24 protein-coding genes are annotated in these 20145 nt (G+C 40.7%); 16 read left to right on the top strand and 8 right to left on the bottom strand.

Annotation, left to right across the window (positions count from 1 at the left end):
• Positions 1-2: 2 nt before the first annotated feature.
• The 3 genes from pdhB (at position 3) to lpdA (ending at position 3845) form a co-directional block, all read left to right on the top strand.
• Positions 3-980, top strand: coding sequence for a pyruvate dehydrogenase complex E1 component subunit beta (pdhB, locus tag NSS65_RS07360; RefSeq protein WP_012009824.1), 978 nt, complete (start codon positions 3-5; stop codon positions 978-980).
• Positions 981-1087: 107 nt separating this feature from the next.
• A complete protein-coding gene (locus NSS65_RS07365) occupies positions 1088-2428 on the top strand; it encodes a dihydrolipoamide acetyltransferase family protein (RefSeq protein ID WP_024426891.1) in 1341 nt (446 codons plus the stop codon).
• Positions 2429-2432: 4 nt separating this feature from the next.
• Positions 2433-3845, top strand: coding sequence for a dihydrolipoyl dehydrogenase (gene lpdA, locus NSS65_RS07370; RefSeq protein ID WP_024426892.1), 1413 nt, complete (start codon positions 2433-2435; stop codon positions 3843-3845).
• A 326-nt stretch (positions 3846-4171) separates the two neighbouring features.
• Here lpdA and NSS65_RS07375 read toward each other — a convergent pair whose 3' ends face one another.
• Complete coding sequence (locus NSS65_RS07375) at positions 4172-4552, bottom strand: hypothetical protein (protein ID WP_227001729.1); 381 nt, start codon at positions 4550-4552, stop codon at positions 4172-4174.
• A gap of 316 nt (positions 4553-4868) precedes the next feature.
• Between NSS65_RS07375 and NSS65_RS07380 the strand changes: the two genes are divergently transcribed.
• A complete protein-coding gene (locus NSS65_RS07380; RefSeq protein ID WP_003212464.1) occupies positions 4869-4988 on the top strand; it encodes a GapA-binding peptide SR1P in 120 nt (39 codons plus the stop codon).
• A 43-nt stretch (positions 4989-5031) separates the two neighbouring features.
• Here NSS65_RS07380 and NSS65_RS07385 read toward each other — a convergent pair whose 3' ends face one another.
• Positions 5032-6504: an aminotransferase class I/II-fold pyridoxal phosphate-dependent enzyme gene (locus NSS65_RS07385; RefSeq protein ID WP_108909025.1), complete on the bottom strand. Its 1473-nt coding sequence runs from the start codon at positions 6502-6504 to the stop codon at positions 5032-5034.
• 190 nt (positions 6505-6694) lie between these two features.
• On the opposite strand from NSS65_RS07385, the gene NSS65_RS07390 reads away from it, so the two are divergent.
• Positions 6695-6964: a UPF0223 family protein gene (locus tag NSS65_RS07390; RefSeq protein WP_034281639.1), complete on the top strand. Its 270-nt coding sequence runs from the start codon at positions 6695-6697 to the stop codon at positions 6962-6964.
• Positions 6965-6991: 27 nt separating this feature from the next.
• On the opposite strand, the gene NSS65_RS07395 is transcribed toward NSS65_RS07390, so the two are convergent.
• Positions 6992-7627 (bottom strand): DUF1054 domain-containing protein, encoded by a 636-nt coding sequence (locus tag NSS65_RS07395; RefSeq protein WP_024426894.1) that lies wholly within the window; start codon positions 7625-7627, stop codon positions 6992-6994.
• Positions 7628-7913: 286 nt separating this feature from the next.
• On the opposite strand from NSS65_RS07395, the gene NSS65_RS07400 reads away from it, so the two are divergent.
• The 6 genes from NSS65_RS07400 (at position 7914) to NSS65_RS07425 (ending at position 12143) form a co-directional block, all read left to right on the top strand.
• On the top strand, positions 7914-8102 hold the full coding sequence (locus NSS65_RS07400) for a hypothetical protein (RefSeq protein ID WP_024424761.1): 189 nt from the start codon (positions 7914-7916) through the stop codon (positions 8100-8102).
• A 133-nt stretch (positions 8103-8235) separates the two neighbouring features.
• The gene (locus NSS65_RS07405; protein ID WP_070325783.1) at positions 8236-9042 is read left to right on the top strand and encodes an inositol monophosphatase family protein; all 807 of its coding nucleotides are present in this window, start codon (positions 8236-8238) and stop codon (positions 9040-9042) included.
• A gap of 111 nt (positions 9043-9153) precedes the next feature.
• Positions 9154-11079, top strand: coding sequence for a hypothetical protein (locus tag NSS65_RS07410; protein WP_144496624.1), 1926 nt, complete (start codon positions 9154-9156; stop codon positions 11077-11079).
• Complete coding sequence (locus tag NSS65_RS07415) at positions 11069-11332, top strand: hypothetical protein (RefSeq protein ID WP_070325785.1); 264 nt, start codon at positions 11069-11071, stop codon at positions 11330-11332. The genes NSS65_RS07410 and NSS65_RS07415 overlap by 11 nt, the downstream gene beginning before the upstream one ends.
• Complete coding sequence (locus NSS65_RS07420) at positions 11332-11850, top strand: sigma-70 family RNA polymerase sigma factor (RefSeq protein ID WP_061109971.1); 519 nt, start codon at positions 11332-11334, stop codon at positions 11848-11850. The genes NSS65_RS07415 and NSS65_RS07420 overlap by 1 nt, the downstream gene beginning before the upstream one ends.
• A complete protein-coding gene (locus tag NSS65_RS07425; RefSeq protein WP_061109793.1) occupies positions 11847-12143 on the top strand; it encodes a zf-HC2 domain-containing protein in 297 nt (98 codons plus the stop codon). The genes NSS65_RS07420 and NSS65_RS07425 overlap by 4 nt, the downstream gene beginning before the upstream one ends.
• A 42-nt stretch (positions 12144-12185) precedes the next feature.
• Here NSS65_RS07425 and NSS65_RS07430 read toward each other — a convergent pair whose 3' ends face one another.
• On the bottom strand, positions 12186-12821 hold the full coding sequence (locus NSS65_RS07430) for a hypothetical protein (RefSeq protein WP_326135088.1): 636 nt from the start codon (positions 12819-12821) through the stop codon (positions 12186-12188).
• Between the two features lie 275 nt (positions 12822-13096).
• The gene (locus NSS65_RS07435) at positions 13097-13276 is read right to left on the bottom strand and encodes a DUF5325 family protein (protein ID WP_034281645.1); all 180 of its coding nucleotides are present in this window, start codon (positions 13274-13276) and stop codon (positions 13097-13099) included.
• A gap of 113 nt (positions 13277-13389) precedes the next feature.
• On the opposite strand from NSS65_RS07435, the gene typA reads away from it, so the two are divergent.
• Both typA and NSS65_RS07445 read left to right on the top strand, forming a co-directional pair.
• Entirely contained in the window at positions 13390-15228 is a 1839-nt protein-coding gene (gene typA, locus NSS65_RS07440) for a translational GTPase TypA (RefSeq protein WP_342467370.1), read from the top strand.
• A 54-nt stretch (positions 15229-15282) separates the two neighbouring features.
• Positions 15283-15606, top strand: coding sequence for a YlaH-like family protein (locus tag NSS65_RS07445; RefSeq protein ID WP_003210819.1), 324 nt, complete (start codon positions 15283-15285; stop codon positions 15604-15606).
• Between the two features lie 31 nt (positions 15607-15637).
• Here NSS65_RS07445 and NSS65_RS07450 read toward each other — a convergent pair whose 3' ends face one another.
• A complete protein-coding gene (locus NSS65_RS07450) occupies positions 15638-15871 on the bottom strand; it encodes a YlaI family protein (protein ID WP_223250959.1) in 234 nt (77 codons plus the stop codon).
• Between the two features lie 99 nt (positions 15872-15970).
• Positions 15971-16588, bottom strand: coding sequence for a YhcN/YlaJ family sporulation lipoprotein (locus tag NSS65_RS07455; protein WP_034281647.1), 618 nt, complete (start codon positions 16586-16588; stop codon positions 15971-15973).
• Positions 16589-16728: 140 nt separating this feature from the next.
• On the opposite strand from NSS65_RS07455, the gene NSS65_RS07460 reads away from it, so the two are divergent.
• Positions 16729-18051 (top strand): PhoH family protein, encoded by a 1323-nt coding sequence (locus tag NSS65_RS07460; RefSeq protein ID WP_025092370.1) that lies wholly within the window; start codon positions 16729-16731, stop codon positions 18049-18051.
• A gap of 15 nt (positions 18052-18066) precedes the next feature.
• Here NSS65_RS07460 and NSS65_RS07465 read toward each other — a convergent pair whose 3' ends face one another.
• Entirely contained in the window at positions 18067-18549 is a 483-nt protein-coding gene (locus NSS65_RS07465; RefSeq protein ID WP_034281650.1) for a hypothetical protein, read from the bottom strand.
• A gap of 120 nt (positions 18550-18669) precedes the next feature.
• Between NSS65_RS07465 and glsA the strand changes: the two genes are divergently transcribed.
• Complete coding sequence (gene glsA / locus NSS65_RS07470) at positions 18670-19599, top strand: glutaminase A (RefSeq protein WP_326135089.1); 930 nt, start codon at positions 18670-18672, stop codon at positions 19597-19599.
• Positions 19600-19721: 122 nt separating this feature from the next.
• Positions 19722-20003: a YlaN family protein gene (locus NSS65_RS07475; RefSeq protein ID WP_003212509.1), complete on the top strand. Its 282-nt coding sequence runs from the start codon at positions 19722-19724 to the stop codon at positions 20001-20003.
• Positions 20004-20145 lie beyond the last annotated feature (142 nt).

Genomic DNA, 20145 nt, shown 5'->3' on the forward strand with positions numbered 1-20145 from the left:
CCATGGCGCAAATGACAATGATTCAAGCGATCACTGATGCGTTACGCACAGAACTGAAAAATGACGAAAACGTTCTCGTTTTCGGAGAAGACGTTGGTAAAAACGGCGGCGTATTCCGTGCGACTGAAGGATTGCAAAAAGAGTTTGGTGAGGATCGTGTATTCGATACTCCACTTGCTGAATCTGGTATTGGCGGTCTTGCTATTGGCCTTGGACTACAAGAATTCCGCCCGGTAATGGAAATTCAATTCTTCGGATTCGTTTACGAAGTATTAGATTCTGTTTCTGGACAAATGGCTCGTATGCGTTACCGTTCTGGCGGACGCTGGCATTCCCCAGTGACAATCCGTTCTCCATTCGGCGGGGGAGTTCACACACCTGAGCTTCACGCTGACAGCTTAGAAGGACTTATCGCACAACAGCCTGGTATCAAGGTTGTTATTCCTTCAACACCTTACGATGCAAAAGGACTTTTAATTTCTGCAATTCGTGACAACGATCCTGTAGTGTTCCTTGAGCATATGAAACTTTATCGTTCTTTCCGTCAGGAAGTTCCTGAAGAAGAGTACACAATTGAAATCGGTAAAGCTGACGTGAAACGTGAAGGTTCTGACCTTTCAATCATCACTTACGGTGCAATGGTTCACGAATCACTAAAAGCTGCTGAAGAGCTAGAAAAAGAAGGCGTTTCTGCTGAGGTTATCGACCTTCGTACAGTAAGCCCGCTTGATATTGAAACAATCATCGCTTCTGTTGAAAAAACAGGCCGTGCGATCGTTGTTCAAGAAGCACAAAAACAAGCTGGTATTGCTGCAAACGTAGTAGCTGAAATCAATGACAGAGCGATCCTTAGCTTGGAAGCACCAGTACTTCGTGTAGCTGCACCTGATACTGTATTTGCTTTCTCTCAAGCTGAGAGCGTATGGCTTCCAAACCATAAAGATGTACTTGAAACAGCGAAGAAAGTTCTTGAATTTTAATTAAATGACAGAGGGGAAAAGAATTTATTTCTCTTCCCCTTTATCAATTACATGACCGTGTAAATATACACAACAAGGGTTCAACAAAATCTAGGAGGCGAAAAACAGTGGCATTTGAATTTAAACTTCCGGACATCGGAGAAGGTATCCACGAAGGTGAGATCGTTAAGTGGTTTGTTAAACCAAACGACGAAATCAATGAAGATGACGTTTTAGCAGAGGTACAAAATGATAAAGCAGTTGTAGAAATTCCTTCACCTGTTAAAGGAAAAGTATTAGAATTAAAAGTTGAAGAGGGAACAGTTGCAACTGTAGGACAAACAATCATTACGTTTGATGCACCTGGTTACGAAAATCTTCAATTTAAAGGCAGCGAAGAAGAAGGCGAAGCAAAAACTGAAGCTCAAGTACAAGGTACTGCTGAAGCTGGTAACGAGCCAGAGAAGAAAGAAGTAGCACAAGAAGAAGCGGCAGCAGCAACTGGTGCAGGCGCACAAGAGCAAGTAGACGCTGATCCAAACAAACGCGTGATCGCTATGCCATCTGTACGTAAATATGCTCGCGAAAAAGGCGTTGAAATTTACAAAGTTGCAGGTTCTGGTAAAAACGGCCGTGTGTTAAAAGAAGATATCGACAGCTTCGTTAATGGTGGTTCTGCAGCTCAAGAAGCAGCACCTCAAGCAGCTGAAAGTGCGAAAGAAGAAGCAGCTCCTAAAGCGGCAGCAGCTCCAGTTCTTGAAGGAGAATTCCCAGAAACTCGCGAGAAAATGAGCGGAATCCGCAAAGCAATCGCAAAAGCAATGGTGAACTCTAAGCATACAGCTCCTCACGTAACATTAATGGATGAAGTTGATGTAACAAACCTTGTTGCACATCGTAAACAATTCAAACAAGTTGCAGCTGATCAAGGAATCAAGTTAACTTACTTGCCTTACGTTGTAAAAGCTCTAACTTCTGCTTTGAAAAAGTACCCAGTACTTAACACTTCTATCGATGATAAAACGGATGAAGTTGTTCAAAAGCATTACTACAACATCGGAATTGCAGCTGACACTGAAAAAGGCTTGCTAGTTCCAGTTGTGAAAAATGCAGATCGCAAAGCGATTTTCGAAGTTTCTAACGAAATCAATGAGCTTGCAACAAAAGCACGTGATGGTAAATTGGCTCCAGCTGAAATGAAAGGTGCATCTTGCACAATCACAAACATCGGTTCTGCTGGTGGACAATGGTTTACTCCAGTCATCAACCACCCAGAAGTAGCGATCCTTGGTATTGGACGTATCGCTGAAAAAGCGGTTGTTCGTGATGGCGAAATCGTTGCAGCTCCTGTCTTAGCTCTTTCCCTAAGCTTTGACCACCGTATGATTGACGGAGCTACTGCGCAAAATGCCCTTAACCACATCAAGCGTTTATTGAATGATCCACAATTAATTTTAATGGAGGCGTAATGTCATGGTAGTAGGAGATTTCCCAATCGAAACAGATACTCTTGTCATCGGTGCAGGTCCTGGTGGATATGTAGCTGCTATTCGTGCTGCACAGCTTGGACAAAAAGTAACAATCGTTGAAAAAGGAACACTTGGCGGTGTATGTCTAAACGTTGGCTGTATCCCTTCAAAAGCATTAATCAATGCTGGCCATCGTTTCGAAAATGCTAAGCATTCTGAAGACATGGGTATCAAAGCTGAAAACGTAACAGTTGATTTCACAAAAGTTCAAGAGTGGAAAGCTTCTGTTGTTAATAAGTTAACAGGTGGAGTTCAAGGTCTTCTTAAAGGAAATAAAGTAGACATCGTCAAAGGTGAAGCTTATTTCGTAGACAGCAACTCTGTACGTGTAATGGATGATAATTCAGCACAGACTTATACGTTCAAAAATGCAATTCTTGCAACTGGATCTCGTCCAATTGAATTGCCTACTTTTAAATACACAGACCGCGTGATCAACTCAACTGGTGCTTTAGCGCTTAAAGAAGTACCTAAAAAGTTAGTTGTCATCGGTGGTGGATACATCGGTACTGAGCTTGGTACTGCTTATGCAAACTTTGGAACTGAAGTTGTGATCCTTGAAGGTGGAGACGAAATCCTTCCAGGTTTCGAGAAGCAAATGAGCTCATTGGTTAAACGCAACCTGAAGAAAAAAGGAAACGTTGAAATCCATACAAACGCTCTTGCAAAAGGCGTTGAAGAAAAATCTGATGGTGTCACTGTTACGTTCGAAGTAAAAGGCGAAGAAAAAACAGTTGATGCTGATTACGTACTTGTGACTGTTGGTCGTCGTCCAAACACTGATGAGCTTGGTCTTGAGCAAGTTGGTGTTGAATTGACTGACCGCGGAGTTGTCAAAACAGACAAACAATGCCGTACAAGCGTATCTAACATCTATGCAATTGGTGACATCGTTGATGGACCACCACTTGCTCACAAAGCTTCTTACGAAGGTAAAATTGCAGCTGAAGCAATCGCTGGAGAGCCAGCTGAAATTGATTACCTTGGTATTCCTGCTGTTGTATTCTCTGAGCCAGAACTTGCAACTGTTGGATACACTGAAGCAGAAGCAAAAGCAGAAGGTATCGAAATCGTTGCAGCGAAATTCCCATTCGCAGCGAACGGACGTGCACTTTCTCTTGATGCAACTGATGGCTTCATGAAAATGATCACTCGTAAAGAGGATGGTCTAGTGATCGGTGCTCAAATCGCAGGTGTTGGCGCTTCTGATATGATTTCAGAGCTTAGCCTTGCAATCGAAGCTGGAGTGACTGCTGAAGATATCGCTATGACAATTCACGCTCACCCAACATTAGGTGAAATTACAATGGAAACGGCTGAAGTAGCAATCGGAAGCCCAATCCACATCGTAAAATAATGAAACCTATGAAGCCCTCTCCTTGATGGAGAGGGTTTTTTTGGTGCCCTGAACACCATATGAAAAACCCCTCATGAGGTGAGGGGTTTCAGCGTGTAGACAAACCCTCGCATTCTTTGTCAGTCCTGCGCGCTGGTGCTCACGAATGTCAAATTCGCTCCGCGCCTGTGCTCGTCCTTCCTAGACTTCAAAGGTTTTCTATCACGCTGAAAAAAAGACAAAGAGCTAAAATAAAGATCATTTTAGCCCTTTGTCAACAATTTGAAACCCCTCATGAGATGAGGGGTTTTTTCATATGGATATATATAAGTGTAAGGTAAATATCATTAGTTTGTATTGACGCGGTCTAAAGCATGACATAAAGGCGATAAGATCTCCTGTTTACTGCGGACATTTCCTTCCACCTTCACGATCACTTTTTCATCATTGACAAGTAAAATAGCCGGTAATTCGTCCACTTCATTTTTCCAGCCTTTACGATCTTCTTTCACAATCATTTTTGACATTTCCTTAGGGTATTCATTTTTTAATTCGAGGACTGCATCATAATATGGGCTTTCTTTATCAAGGTTTTCTGCATCAGTAAAAAAGAGAATTCTCGGTTTTTGAATATGACGGACTTGGTCGGTCTGATTCGGTATGATATACGCAAATGAGCATGAACTAAGTACAAAGAGCATGGGGAATATAATGAGAAGTGTCCTCATAAAATTCAATCTATTCACCTCAAAATCATTTGGGGTTGTCCCAACATTTTTAGGAGCTTGTTCCCTGTTAGTCACTCTAGTGTATCATGTCCCTTTTGACAATTTTCGATTGTTACTCAATTGTTACAGAATTGATATGAAGCAAAATACAATTGAAACGTTCCCTCAATATGATGAGAAAAAAGCACATATTTATAAAAAATGATTAAATGTGTCATACAATTAACCGTTGACAACTTAAATGTGACATCATATTATAGAAATAAGAAATAGATCAAACGCTTTCAAACTATGAATGAAGAAAAGGGGAATGTACGTGGGTACAATTATTTGTCAAGATTGCAATGAAACCATTGATCAGTTTGAAAATGAAAAAGTGACAACGCTATACGGAACGTGCGGTCACTGTCATTGCTGTGATGAAGCCTCTGAATAAATAAAAAAGCATGCAGCTCCATTTGGGGCTGCATGTTTCTTTTTTATAAAATTGGTTTTTGTTCCTTAATCACACGGATCATTTCAAGCGTTGAATCTTCAGGTCCTTGGACAGGGAGACCAATTTCAATATTTTTAAAGATATACGATATATTTTCTTCTGTGATAATTTCACCTGGTATAAAAATCGGAATACCTGGCGGATACACCATCACAAACTCTGCGATAATGCGGCCGACTGCTTCCTTAAACGGAACGACTTCCGTTGTAGCGTAAAAGGCGTCACGCGGTGTCATAGCAAGCGATGGGATCTCAGGCAGCAGCACTTCTGTTACCGCTTGTTTGCCGCCCTCACGAGTAGAGGCTGCGGCAATTTCCTGCATCGCCGTCACGAGCGTATCAATTGTCTCATCTGAATCGCCAGGGGTGACGATACATAAAATGTTGTACAGGTCAGAGAGCTCTACTTCAATTCGGTAACTTTCTCTCAGCCACTTTTCGACATCATGTCCGTTTAACCCAAGGTCTTTAATAGAGATAATTAATTTCGTTGGGTCATAATCGTAAGTGGAAGCTGAACCGAGTACTTCCTTGCCAATGCAGGTAATGCCGTCAATTTGATTCAAACGGTCTCTCGCTGATTCAGCCAAACGAATGGCTTCATCAGCTAGTGCCTTACCTTCAGTGGCTAATCGTTTTCGAGCGACATCAAGTGACGCTAAGAGCAAATAAGAAGTGGACGTTGTCGTCAGCATACTCAAAATCGATTGCACGCGGTCTTTTGAAACAAGCCCTTCCTTCATATTTAAAATAGAGCTCTGCGTAAGAGAGCCGCCAAGTTTATGGACACTTGTTGCTGCCATGTCGGCACCTGCCTGCATGGCAGAGAGGGGAAGCTCATCATGAAAATGTATATGCACACCGTGTGCTTCATCGACAAGGACAGGCACATCAAATGAATGGGCAATGTCTACGATTGATTTTAAGTCTGCTGAAATACCAAAATACGTTGGATTAATGACAAGCAAACCTTTCGCATCTGGATGCTCAGTGAGCGCCTTTTTGGCTGATTCAGGTGTAATCCCGTGAGAGATGCCAAGTTCTTTGTCTATTTCTGGGTGAATAAAAACAGGAACTGCGCCAGAAAATACAATCGCGGACATAATTGATTTATGGACATTACGCGGAACGATAATTTTATCTCCAGGTCCGCATACTGTCATCACCATTGTCATGATGGCCCCGCTTGTACCTTGAATGGAGAAAAACGTATGATCAGCACCGAAGGCTTCAGCAGCAAGCTCCTGTGCTTCTTTTATCATCCCTCGAGGTGAATGTAAATCATCGAGAGGTTCTATATTAATGAGGTCAATGCTTAATGCATTGTCGCCAATGAATGCTCTAAATTCAGGATCCATTCCGGCTCCTTTTTTATGGCCTGGAATGTGAAATTGGACTGGATTCGTTGCTGCGTGTTTTTTTAGTCCAGTATATAAGGGTGTATCATGTTGTGACAATTGCTTTCCCACCTTCATCGAAATACCTGCTATTATTGTGCCAATTACAGCAGATTTCATTGCATAAAACAAAAGAATTATATTATGAACTGATCGGAATGTAAAGCATAAAATCAATCGGTTTCTGATCAAACAGATGCTATAATAAAAGTTCAAATGAGAAATGAGTGTTAAAGTGAGGGACAAGTAAATGGAATATCAATATCCAATGGATGTCGACTGGACGACAGAGGAAAAAATTGCGGTCATTTCATTTTTTCAGGCTGTTGAAAAAGCCTATGAAAAAGGAATTGCGAAGCAGGAGTTATTAGATGCTTATAAACGATTTAAAGAGGTTGTGCCATCAAAAGCAGAGGAAAAAACGCATTGTGCGGCTTTTGAAAAGGGAAGCGGGTATTCCCCTTATCGTGCAGTGAAAACCGCAAGAGAGGCAGAAGAGACAGCCGTTATACGCATGTAAAAAACGAGCCTATAAGGGCTCGTTTTTTTATACAGATTCTTTCTGTGTGAAGCGGTATAGATACGTCAGCGTGCGGAAGGCATTTTCGATTTTCGATAGGAATTCTTCATTATTCATTTGAACGACTTCCTCTCTAGGCAGCTGGATGCCGCATAGAAGCTCGGCTTTCTTGACTGTTTGAACACGTTCAAAAAGCGTTTTCAGCTGTTCGGAATCTAGTTCGCTGTGCCGCATGACATCTGGTTTCATATGATCTTTAGACCAAACAAAATCTTGCGGTATTTTCTGCTGGATGGTGTCTAGCTCTTTTTCAAACAGCTGGCCGTACTCACCTTTCACTGGAGATTCATAAATGAGCGCAAACCAGACAAAGACATGTGTTTTCCAAAGCCCAATTTGAAAATGAGGGAGCTTTTTATATCCGCGCTTACTGTTTGCGAAAGCAACCCATGTATCATTTGGCGGGTTGACAGATCTTCTAGCATGCTTTGCGACGTGTACAAACATTTCGTCTCCTGTAATAGAAGAAAGAAGTGGTGCAAAATGTTCGCCAAGTGCCTCAAGCTTTGGACGGACTCTTTCTTTTAATACAGTCATTCGTTCATCTAAACCATCAACTGTGAATGTTTCAAAATCTTCATCTCTAAAACGCATTTCACTCATGTTATGCCTCCTGTATCTTTTCGCTGATCATATTTTATCATAGCTTGGGTCAAGCTCAAAAAAAGATGCACCGTCAGATAAAAGATTGTAAAGGGCGTGGTGCAGCGTTTAAAACCTTTCATTTTGTGGTACATCATTAATAGGTAAAGACACAATTTTCAGAATGTCGTTGCGGTTATGCGATCGCTTCATACGATATAAGCAAGAACCATTTCTCTTATCGATTGAATTTTTATCAATGAAAACTGACAAGGAATGAATCATTCTCTGGAAGGGGCGTTGACCAATGAAGCAAATCGTGAAGCAGGGGTATAGACAGGAGAAGAAAAATCGCATCGCTGTGTGGAGATTAGAGGTTGATTATGAGCTTTCTACGCTTCATGAAGCCATCGAACAAAAAGATGACATCCAAATCGAACGCAGCAAACGAAAGCTTGAGCGCCTAAGAAAAGAATGGGAGCAGCTTCAAGGGTAAAACAGGGTGAGGTAAAAACGAACCAATTCATCGGTTCGTTTTTGTATGAAGCTGCTTTTTTCTTGCTTTTACGTACATAATATCAGTATGCTATTACAAATAGGTCCTACATAGAAAAGAGGTTTACAATCTGATGACAAACTGGGTGGAAATTGACCGTCTTGCAAAGCTCTGGGTAAAAGAAGCAGGGAGCCGTATTAAAGCGTCCATGCAGGAAGGTCTATCAATTGAAACAAAATCAAATCCAAATGATCTAGTCACGAATATCGATAAAGAAACAGAACGTTTTTTTATTGAAAAAATACAGTCGACATTTTCAGATCATCACATTTTAGGAGAAGAGGGACAAGGGGAAGATGTCACCTCACTCGACGGAATTGTGTGGATCATTGATCCGATTGATGGCACAATGAACTTTGTCCATCAAAAGCGCAACTTTGCCATTTCAATCGGGATATTTGAAAATGGTGTGGGGAAAATCGGTCTTATTTATGACGTCATTCATGACGAGCTCTACCATGCCATTAAAGGAGAAGGAGCCTATATGAACGATATCCTGCTCCCTCCATTAAAAGATGTGGAGATTGAAAAAGCCATTGTGGGTATTAATCCGACATGGGCGATTGAAAGTCCTTATTTTGACGCCAAACCATTTGCCCGTCTAGTGCGTGACGTGAGAGGGACACGAACGATTGGATCAGCTGCCCTTGAGCTTGCTTATATTGCAAGCGGCAGAAGTGACGCATATGTCACCTTAAGGCTTGCACCGTGGGATTATGCAGCGGGCTGCGTGCTGCTTGATGAAGTAGGGGCCGTTTACTCAAATATTCACGGAGAACGTCTTACGTTCCTAGACAAAAACAGCATAGTGGCTGGAAATCGATCCATTTGTGAAAAAATCTTGCATGATTACATAAAAGGAAGCGGAAATAAAAAATAAACGACATCACTTCATGAGAATGAAGTGATTTTTTGTTTTTCCTGAAACTTTTTGGTAAGGCGAATGTCTATACGAATGAGGCCTTAATTTCATGTAAAGGATTGTGTATCAATGTTTGATTTGTTTAGTGATTTATCGCTCCATTTTGAAAGGTATTTTATTTTAAATGAGTACAGTATCCACATCATTCAATGGTGTGTACTTGGACTATTTGTCCTTTTCGTGACACTCCCCATATGGAAAGAAAAGAGGAGTAGTTATGTATTCTATGCTGGTATCGTATTAAGAGTAGTGCTATTAGGCGGGATGACAGTTGAAATGATCCACCAAGTCCTGTCTAGACAGTATACGATCGAAACATTTGAAGTGCTGACAGATTTCATGCAATTTCTCATTTATGGGTACGTCTTGCTTGCATCACTGTACTATGTCATTACTCTTCCTTATTTAAAAAATAAAGGTATGTTCTTTGCTTTTGATTTATCTGTATTACTTCTGCCTTTATGTCAAACAGTGTTTATTGTGTTTGCTGAAAGCAAAAAGTTCTTTCTTAGCAGTGATACGGGGTTAGTATGGAGAGATATGATCACCATTTTGGCTATGGCTTGCTTTGCCGCTTTGCTGCTCCACCTTTTCTTTCGCTTGTTTTGGCATTGGAAGTGGAAGGAATTGCTTTTGTTTTATATCTTGATTTTCGCAGCCTTGCTTTATATATTTTATCCTTCTATTTCGAAGTATGAGCTTCAATCTACATTTAAATCGATTGTCATTTTAGTAGCAGCGGCAGGAAGCTTTATGACGATTGATTTGTTATCTGCTTTACTACGGGACAAGGTGAGATTAAGGCAGTGGGGCGCTGGTTGTATAGCTGTCTTTTTTCTGCTATTACTCAACCCGATTGTCAATATTCCTCATACCATGCTCCAATTCACCAAAACGGAACTGGTAGATACTTTTTCAGAAGAATATTGCCCTTTATCAGCAGTAAGTGCAAAAGCATTCGCTTCAAAATTTGTACCAGAGGATCAATCGCTTTATTTAAATGCTAGTCATCAGCCTATCCCTTATCATTACGTGTTTGCAGATGATCAGTATGAAGTGAATATTTCTGCGTTTACAGGCGATTTAAGCGGATATTCTTATCGAGGTCGTGTAGAGGGGAAGGAACTGACCGATACAGAATATAAGAAAAAAACCATTGAATTTTTCGAAAGAAGCGGGCGGTCAATTGATCTGCAGCGCATTCAATTAGCTGTAAAAAAAGAGGACGGAGAGACGGACGTTCTTCTTCTGCCAAAAATGTCTCAGAATGAAGAGGACAGTTTAGCGTTTGCCACCTGGAAAAAAGGGACGCTTCGACAAGCGCAATACGAAAACGCTATCTTTCAATTAAAGGATATAGACGGCATCCGTTTAACAGAAATGGAGATAAAAAACAGGATCAACAGTATTTATAAACTTTTAAACCTAAAGCTGCCAGCTTATCAAATCACAGGCATCAATGATTTTTATTTGGATTGGCAGCATGAAGTGAGAGTCACAACAAAAGATCAATCTGAGTTTCTGTTTAATGGCTCAACAAAAGATATCATCAGCTTCAAGTTGTCAAAAGCGTTTCTTCAACAGAAAAAAGAGAACGTCAGCGATGAAGATTTGTTAAAAATCATAGGGAAAAAGCCAAAAGACGTAAGAAAAGTAACAGGCACTAGTGAAAGTAAACAATATATATTTAAACGCTCCTCTCATGTCGTCAATCTGTTTAAAGGGGATGATGGAATTGAGTTGAGAGTACAAGCAGATTCTTCAATCCCGCACGCAGTATCTAATCAAGATCGGGAGGGGGTCTATCAGCAAGTACTTAAAAGGTATAAACCATATACGATCTATAAAAAACAAATAAAACCTGTGAGGATGATCGACAAAGAAGGGAACATCGACATTTCATGGCTTGTCATTATACAAACCTTCGGATCAAATGAGCATAAAATCTATGAAGTGAATGGGCGAACAAAAGAGGTGCATCGTTTTGACAGATAAAGAAAAACAAGCCATCTTTCAAGACTTATATGAACTGTATCAAGAAGGGGATCTAGGAGCCGAGGCAGCCAGCTGGATGAAGGCACACGAACAGCAATTTCAGCATACGGCCGCGGGAAGAAAGCAGTCTTCAGCGCCGATGGAAAGCCATAATGACTATGACGAGTTAAAACGCATGAAAGGGTTTATTTACTCGTTATACTTCTTTTTTATCGTTTTATCGATTTGGATGACTGTGTGGTTTTATTTTTGATGTCCAGACCAGCCGACCAAATTGAAAAAATCTATGAAGAATATTTTCAGGAAATCACCAAATATTTATATCGCCGGACGGGAAATATGGAAACGGCCAAGGACCTTGCGCAAGACGTATTTATGAAGGCACTGCATGGGTTGTCCTCCTTTAAGGGACATTCTAGTATGAAAACATGGCTTTATACCATTGCGTATCACACATTTGTGAATGACTATCGCCGAAAAATAAAATGGACTTTTACGAACGTAGAAGAAATGGATTTCTTAGAGCAGCAGTCGTTCACAACACCAGAAGATTACATCGAAACACAAGCCGACATAGAAAGGCTGTGGCATCATATTCATCAGCTGAAGGATTCATATCGGGATGTCCTCATTTTAAGAGATATTCAAGAATTATCATATGAAGAAGTAGCTGAAATTTTGAATTGGACTTTATCTAAAGTCAAAACAACCCTTCATCGAGCGAGATTAGAGCTGAAGCGAATGCTACATTGTGAGGAGTTCAATAAATGAGCTGTTATTTGATTGAAGAATTGTTACCACTTTATATAGAGGGAGACACAAGTGCAGAAACAAATAAAATTGTTGCAGAGCACATACAATCCTGCGAAAGCTGCCGTCACCTTTATCACGAAATGAAAGAGCCAATAACTCTTATACAGGCTCCTGATCTCGTGCCATATATAGATGAAAAGGAAGAAAAAAGAAAATTTGAAAAGCGCTACTATGGTAAGCTGCTTTATCGAGCAAGTATCGCGTTTGGTATAGGGTACGTCATGATGATCATTCTTTATTGGCTGAAATAAAAAACCCCCATCTGGATGAACCAGGTGGGGGTTTTTCTGAGATTAGTTTAATTTTTCTTTCGCAATTTGAACTGCATCATAGAACGTTTTCAATTGCTCTTGAGGAATTTTCTTAAGCATTTGGTTGAAAACAAGTAATTCAGTAGAGCTGAATCCAAGACCTTTTGCGATTTTTGAATCAATCACAACGTTTCCTTTTTTGTCTAGAACAAGGGCATCACCAGCAAGATCAGCAATTCTGATCACTGATTTGAAAAGCTTTTCAAATTTAGCCGCTTCTTCTTTTGTAAGACCAAGTTCAACAGCTTTTGCTGCATCAAAAACCAATTTCCCTTTTTCGTTTTTAGTGATGCTTTCACTGAAAACGATTGTAAGAACAGCTGCGCGATCTAAGAATTTCTCAGCAGTCGCCGCTTCTTCTTCAGTTAGTCCGAGCTCAACAGCTTTTTTCACATCAAATGTGTAGCTGTTGTCTTCCTCAACAAATGAATTGATGAGAATGTTGATGACACGCTCGTTTTTCTCCAATAATTCTTTAATGATTTGCTGCTGTTCAAAAGGAATTCCTTTGAAAGTTGCAGCGCTTGCTTGCCCAGGAGCTACTGTTGTGAAAGTAAGAATGATAGCTAAAGCGAAAAATACAACAGAGCTGAGCGATTTGCTCAAAAACTTCTTCATGCTTCTTTTCTCTCCCTTTTCTGTTAAATTTTGTTGCAAGAAAAGCATACCATGAGAAACTTTGTGGAAGAATAGGAAAAATGTAACTTTCTGTTTGATTTTGGAGAACTATAAAAGTTCTTGTCGAAAAATATAGGGGTGCAGATTGCTTACTTTTGTCAATTCTTCAAGATACGTTCCGTCTGATGAATGGAGCTTTCATAGGTGATTTGTCTTGTTTTTACTCAAAATAAAAAGCCTTCTACATATAGAATGTAAAAGGCTTTTAACTAATTTTATGATTGCACGTTTAATTTTCTTTTTAATGTAAATCCTGTACCCATGAAAATCATGGCGAACACGATACTAAAACATATACCCAGTATGTTTTTTTCTGCAAGAGATACCCCAATAAACGCCATACTGACAACTGCAAGTAATGCACATAATAATAGAAGCCATTTGATTTGTTTCATTTGTCTCCATCCCTTTTTTTAGAGTTAATATAAGTTTACAGAAAAACGATCGGCATTTAAAGGGGATTGTGATATAATATGAAAGTTATCTAATTATTTTAGGAGATGAAAATGTGAAACTTCGAAAAGACCTTCGCAACATCGCAATTATTGCCCACGTTGACCATGGTAAAACGACGCTTGTTGACCAATTGCTCCATCAAGCTGGTACTTTCCGTGCGAATGAAAATATCGCTGAGAGAGCCATGGATTCAAATGATTTAGAGCGAGAGCGCGGTATTACGATTTTAGCTAAAAATACTGCGATCCATTATAAAGATACACGCATTAATATTTTAGATACACCAGGACACGCCGATTTCGGTGGTGAAGTTGAGCGTATCATGAAAATGGTAGATGGTGTACTCCTCGTTGTGGATGCTTATGAAGGCTGTATGCCTCAAACACGCTTTGTGCTGAAAAAAGCACTTGAGCAAAACTTAACACCAATCGTTGTCGTCAATAAAATTGACCGCGACTTTGCTCGTCCGGCTGAAGTAGTTGATGAAGTGATCGACTTGTTCATTGAATTGGATGCAACAGAAGAACAGCTTGAATTCCCAGTTGTCTATGCATCAGCAATCAATGGTACAGCAAGTAACGATGCGAGCAAGCAAGATGAAAACATGGAATCTTTGTTTGAAGCCATTGTGAACCATATTCCTTGCCCAGTTGATAACCATGAAGAGCCGCTTCAATTCCAAGTGGCACTACTTGATTACAATGATTATGTTGGCAGAATTGGAATTGGCCGTGTATTCAGAGGAACAATGCAAGTAGGACAGCAGGTAGCCTTGATGAAAGTCGACGGCACTGTGAAACAATTCCGAGTAACAAAGATCTTTGGTTTCCAAGGGTTAAAACGAGTGGAAATCAACGAAGCGAAAGCGGGAGATCTTGTCGCTGTATCTGGAATGGAAGACATCAACGTAGGTGAAACGGTTTGTCCGGTAGAACACCAAGAAGCACTTCCAATCCTTCGTATTGATGAGCCGACACTTCAAATGACGTTTGTTGTAAACAACAGCCCATTTGCAGGCCGTGAAGGAAAATACGTGACATCACGTAAAATTGAAGAGCGTTTAGAGCAGCAGCTTCAAACAGACGTCAGTCTTCGTGTGCATCCAACTGATTCACCTGATGCTTGGGTTGTTTCTGGACGCGGAGAGCTTCACTTATCCATTCTCATTGAGAATATGAGACGTGAAGGATTTGAATTACAAGTATCGAAGCCAGAAGTTATTGTAAAAGAAGTTGATGGTGTTCGATGTGAGCCTGTAGAGCGCGTTCAAATTGATGTACCAGAAGAGCATACTGGCTCTGTTATGGAATCAATGGGTGCAAGAAAAGGTGAAATGATTGACATGATCAATAATGGTAACGGTCAAGTTCGCCTGATCTTTACAGTGCCATCACGTGGTTTAATTGGTTATACAACTGAATTTCTTTCATTAACTCGTGGTTTTGGTATTTTGAACCATACGTTTGACAGCTACCAGCCAATGCAGTCTGGTCAAGTTGGCGGACGCCGTCAAGGTGTACTTGTTTCAATGGAAACAGGTAAAGCGACTGCTTACGGAATCCAAGGTGTTGAAGAGCGGGGTGTGATCTTCGTTGAGCCGGGTACTGAAGTATACCAAGGGATGATTGTTGGGGAGCATAATCGTGAGAATGACCTTGTTGTAAACGTAAGCCGTATGAAACAACAAACAAACGTACGTTCAGCGACGAAAGATCAAACGGTTAGCATGAAAAAACCTCGTATTATGTCACTTGAGGAATCTCTTGAGTACTTGAATGAAGACGAATACTGTGAGGTTACACCTGAATCAATTCGTCTTAGAAAGAAAATTTTAGACAAAAACGAACGTGAGAAAGCAGCGAAGAAGAAAAAGCTAGCAGGATTATCTTAATTCCATGAAGAATTAAAAAGATAGAACCCTGAAAGATAAGGGGAGGGAATCTTTTTGAATGATCAGGAAGTAAGTGAAAATCTATCCTTTTTCGCGATGCTGTTTCGTGTCGATGAAAATCCGCAAACAGGGATGTGGCTCCTATATGGCACCATCCTTGTTTTAGCGATTATTGTTTTTAAGCTCGGCTTTGCAAGACGCTTACCGATTTTAAAAGCGCTCGTGATTTATTTGTTTTTGATTTTTGGCTGCACGTTTCTCACATTTCTAGGTATCTTCCTTCCAGTAGCGGAAGGACTGGTTGTGGCAGCTGCCATTTTGATTATTTATAAAATACGGCTGCATCGTGCGAAAAAAGAAGGAACAGTTAATACGTAAAAAAAGACCTGAACATGTGTCAGGTCTTTTTTTATGTCTTTTGTTCTTTCTTTCCTTTTTTCTTCTTTTTCTCTTTCGTCGCAGGATCCTGATAAAGAGAGAATCTGCCAGTTTTGATGCGGGCTTCAGTCTTTATTTTAATGCGTTCTTGGCAGTCATCGCACATATATGTATGAATTGGCCGGTTTCTTAACCGTTTAGCAACAAGTGTATCATCATCAATGGTTTCAAGCTTTTCACATAATGAGCACTTCACTCTCATCATTTTCACCTCACTTTATTGCATTTATTATAGCATGTTTTCCAGCTACTTAAAATCAGCGTAGAAAAAGGCTTATATCACAGGAGATATAAGCCGTTCTCATTATTTCTTCTGATTCATATGATGGTTTGATTGGTCGTTTTGATTTTTTTCTAACTGCTTTTGATCCTGTTCTTTGAGCTGATTATTCGGATCATTTGTCGGGTCTTTTTCGTTACGCTCGATCTCATTTCTCGGCATCTCTGGCATCACGCGGCCGACAATGGCAGCCAGTTCGTCCATAATACCGCTTACCGGACGGCCTGCTTGGATTTCTTTGCCCATTTCTTTTAAACGGCTGACTGTATCTGGATCAGCAACCACAACAGCATTTGCACCTTCAGGGTCATTTCTCAGCGCTTTTGCAACTGAATATTTAATGGTTTCTACTTTGCTTCTATCTAAATCATCTTTTACATCAATACCAACAACAGCATAGCGGCCGATGACAATTGCCGTTGCATCATTGACATCTGCTACATGCTCTGTCACATTGACAAGATGCTGCGCAACATCTGTAGATGGGCGGGCTTGATTTGTCTTTTTCTTGGATGAGTCTGACACCCGTACTAAGTGCTGGCGTCCATCTTGCTTGTCCAGCGCTTCTGGCTTTTCCTGCTGCTGGCAAGCGCCTAACAGAATGATCGTTTGAATCATGAATAATGTTAAAAATAGTCGCATCTAAATTCCCTCCTTCACAAACTGCATGATTTATTTTATTGTTGAATTAACCTTCTAACTTTATTCATGAAAACATATATTTTAACAATCGTTTTGGGAAAGACAAGGATGAATGAAACCCCGATCAGGAGGCGAAGGACCTGAGTAAAATTTATGTATTAGACACAAATGTGTTATTACAGGATCCGAATTCAATCTTTTCATTTGAAGACAACGAAGTCGTCATTCCGGCCGTTGTGTTAGAAGAAGTAGACTCGAAAAAGAGATACATGGACGAGGTTGGGCAAAACGCCCGGCGCGTCTCACGTTTAATCGACGGTTTGAGATCGAAAGGGAAACTGCATGAAAAAATCACGCTAGAGTCAAAAGGGACGCTGCGCATCGAGCTGAATCATCGCTCTTTCCATGAACTTCAAGAAATTTTTATTGAAAAAACGAACGATAATCGGATTTTAGCGGTCGCGAAAAATTTGAGCTTAGAGGAAGAAACAAAGCCTCACGGCCGGCCTGTCATTTTGGTCAGTAAGGATGTCTTAGTCAGGGTAAAGGCAGATGCGATAGGTCTTCAGGCAGAGGACTTCTTAAGTGACCGTGTGCTGCAAAACGAAGACATTGATAACGGCTATCATGAGCTCTATATTCCGACCGAGCAATTGAATACATTTTATAAGCAAAGTCAATTGCCGATAAAAGAAGTCACAAGTGCACCATTAAACCCTCATCAATTTGTCATTATGAAGGGGAATGAAGGCGGTTCTGCTTTAGGAATGCTTGATCAAAAGGCAGAGCATGTGAAACGGCTGATTTATGATCAAGAGCATGTTTGGGGAATCCGTCCGAAAAATGTTCAGCAGACGATGGCCCTAGAGCTGCTATTGCGACGTGATATTCCGCTTGTGACATTGATCGGAAAAGCGGGTACTGGTAAAACACTCCTTGCACTTGCTGCCGGATTAATGCAGACAGAGGATCTCGGCATGTTTAAAAAACTGATCGTAGCCCGTTCCATTGTTCCTGTCGGCAAGGATTTAGGCTACTTGCCAGGTGAAAAGGAAGAGAAACTCAGACCATGGATGCAGCCGATTTATGACAACCTGGAATTTTTATTTAATACAAAAAAACCTGGTGAACTTGATGCGATTTTGGCGGGAATTGGTTCTATTCAAGTGGAAGCTTTAACGTATATCCGTGGAAGAAGTATTCCTGATCAATTTATCATCATTGATGAGGCGCAGAATTTAACGAAACATGAGGTAAAAACATTATTAACGCGCGTCGGAGAGGGAAGTAAAATCGTGCTGATGGGGGACCCGGAGCAGATTGATCATCCTTATTTAGACAGCTTAAATAATGGGCTTACGTATGTCATTGAGCGGTTCAAAGGTCAGCAAATATCTGGACATGTCAAGCTTGTCAAAGGAGAAAGGTCTGGACTTGCACAGCTTGCAGCTGATTTGCTGTAGTCCAGACCCTCTGTCTTATGTAATGATGAGCTCTTTGACACCTTTTATCGGCTGAGTGAGGTTGGACTGATCTGCGAAATAAACGTGGATTGGTCCTTCTTCAGTCATCGGCTTCCCATTTTGGCTGAAGTGTGCAATGCTTTCCATTGCCTGAGAAAGCGGAACAGCAATTGTCTCTGTTTCTGTGACAAATTCGCATGTGTCTGCATGTTCAAGCGGTTCTGCATTTTTCAGCATATCACCCAGCTTCATTCCGAAGCTGCCTGTGACGAGTCTTTCCTTTTCGTACTTCTTCTCTGTTTTTAAAGTGGGTGGAAGGGTTTGACCTTCTCTGATCACCCGCTCTTGGTCAAGCTCCTGATCCAGCTGATTTTCTTCATTTGCTGCGCTGTTTTCAAAAAATGAATCCATTAAAAATTTGCGGTCATCAAAAATCCATACACTTGGATCAATGGTGATCTTGTACTTTACGTTCCCCTTAATTTGAATGATACTCATGTTCAAGACAACCCCTTTCCACCATAAATTATAGAAGTTTTCTCCTGCTTTGTCACTTTCATAAACATGCTTCTCCTTGTACACACTAATCGTACATGAAACATAGGGAGGATATTGGGCATGGCATGTCGCAACAATGAAGAGCTTCAGCAATTTGTAGAAGAAGCAAAAAAAGTGGCCAAAGATGGCAAAGTAGCATCCTATATTCCCGCTCTCGCCAAAGCGGATCAGACGGATTTATCTGTGGCTGTGTACCATGTGAGTAATACTTGCCACTCGGCAGGAGATGTAGATAAACGCTTTACCCTGCAAAGTATTTCTAAAGTATTAGCCCTTGCGCTCGTACTCTCAGAAGAAGGGCCAAAAAAAGTCTTTCAATTTGTTGGACAAGAGCCTACAGGTGATCCGTTTAATTCAATGATTAAGCTGGAAACAGCAAGTCCGAATAAGCCGCTGAATCCAATGATTAATGCAGGAGCGCTTGCAGTCACAAGCTTGATAAGAGGAGCGACTCCGCAAGATCAGCTGAACCGCCTGCTTGGCTTTATTAGAGAGCTCGCAAATGATAAAAGTATTACATACTGCAAAGAGACAGCGGCATCCGAATTTGAGACATCGATGATTAACCGGGCTATGTGCTATTATATGAAGCAATATCATATTATTAGAGGGAACGTAGAAGAGGTCATGGACGTGTATACGAAACAATGCGCCATCATGATGAACAGCTTAGATTTGGCGAAAATTGCTTGTGTTTTTTCATTAGATGGCAGACATCCAGAGACGGGCCAGCAAATTCTTTCAAAAGATGTCGCTAGAATTTGTAAAACCTTTATGGTGACGTGCGGCATGTATAATGCAAGCGGGGAATTTGCCATTAATATCGGCATACCTGCTAAAAGCGGTGTTTCAGGCGGGATTATGGGAGCGGCACCATATGATTTTGGGATCGGAATTTTCGGTCCTGCCCTGGATGAAAAAGGGAATAGTATTGCTGGGATTAAGCTGCTTGAGCTCATGAGTGAAAAATATGAGATGAGTATCTTTTAATGTGGAATGTCTTCTTTTTATTTTTACAAAGCGAACTGTACAAATCTGCTTGCAATTTTGGGCGTTTCGCTTTATGATAAATAGAAGAATTAGGTACTCGCCTGGGGAACGGAGGGATACTTTTGGCGTCAGAAATTTTAGTCGATCATCGGCAAAAAGCACTGGCTTTATTAAAATTGGATGCAGATAAAATTTTAAAATTGATCCAAGTGCAAATGGACAACTTAACGATGCCGCAATGTCCTCTTTATGAAGAGGTTTTAGATACTCAAATGTTCGGATTATCGAGGGAGATTGATTTTGCTGTCCGGCTTGGATTAGTTGATCAACATGAAGGCAAGAAACTACTCGATAAACTTGAGAGAGAGCTTTCCGCACTTCATGATGCGTTCACAAAAAAATAACGATTGAAAACTCAAACTTCCACAACATAGGTTTGAGTTTTTTTGTCCTCTCATTTCTTTTGATGGATTGACGGCAAACGGACTTGATTCTTTCATGAATGACGAACAATATAAAAGAGGTAAAACGGGATCAAACGGAGAA

The organism is Bacillus sp. FSL K6-1006, assembly GCF_038593175.1.
In the GTDB taxonomy this organism is placed as follows: domain Bacteria; phylum Bacillota; class Bacilli; order Bacillales; family Bacillaceae; genus Bacillus; species Bacillus safensis.

Coding starts and splice junctions, on each gene's coding strand:
- NSS65_RS07375 (WP_227001729.1), bottom strand. CDS start 4,552: ATGAGGACACTTCTCATTATATTCCCCATGCTCTTTGTACTTAGTTCA.
- NSS65_RS07400 (WP_024424761.1), top strand. CDS start 7,914: ATGAAGCAAATCGTGAAGCAGGGGTATAGACAGGAGAAGAAAAATCGC.
- NSS65_RS07420 (WP_061109971.1), top strand. CDS start 11,332: ATGTCCAGACCAGCCGACCAAATTGAAAAAATCTATGAAGAATATTTT.
- lpdA (WP_024426892.1), top strand. CDS start 2,433: ATGGTAGTAGGAGATTTCCCAATCGAAACAGATACTCTTGTCATCGGT.
- NSS65_RS07435 (WP_034281645.1), bottom strand. CDS start 13,276: ATGAAACAAATCAAATGGCTTCTATTATTATGTGCATTACTTGCAGTT.
- NSS65_RS07450 (WP_223250959.1), bottom strand. CDS start 15,871: ATGATGAGAGTGAAGTGCTCATTATGTGAAAAGCTTGAAACCATTGAT.
- NSS65_RS07410 (WP_144496624.1), top strand. CDS start 9,154: ATGTTTGATTTGTTTAGTGATTTATCGCTCCATTTTGAAAGGTATTTT.
- NSS65_RS07455 (WP_034281647.1), bottom strand. CDS start 16,588: ATGCGACTATTTTTAACATTATTCATGATTCAAACGATCATTCTGTTA.
- NSS65_RS07395 (WP_024426894.1), bottom strand. CDS start 7,627: ATGAGTGAAATGCGTTTTAGAGATGAAGATTTTGAAACATTCACAGTT.
- NSS65_RS07465 (WP_034281650.1), bottom strand. CDS start 18,549: ATGAGTATCATTCAAATTAAGGGGAACGTAAAGTACAAGATCACCATT.
- NSS65_RS07390 (WP_034281639.1), top strand. CDS start 6,695: ATGGAATATCAATATCCAATGGATGTCGACTGGACGACAGAGGAAAAA.
- NSS65_RS07405 (WP_070325783.1), top strand. CDS start 8,236: ATGACAAACTGGGTGGAAATTGACCGTCTTGCAAAGCTCTGGGTAAAA.
- pdhB (WP_012009824.1), top strand. CDS start 3: ATGGCGCAAATGACAATGATTCAAGCGATCACTGATGCGTTACGCACA.
- NSS65_RS07425 (WP_061109793.1), top strand. CDS start 11,847: ATGAGCTGTTATTTGATTGAAGAATTGTTACCACTTTATATAGAGGGA.
- glsA (WP_326135089.1), top strand. CDS start 18,670: ATGGCATGTCGCAACAATGAAGAGCTTCAGCAATTTGTAGAAGAAGCA.
- NSS65_RS07430 (WP_326135088.1), bottom strand. CDS start 12,821: ATGAAGAAGTTTTTGAGCAAATCGCTCAGCTCTGTTGTATTTTTCGCT.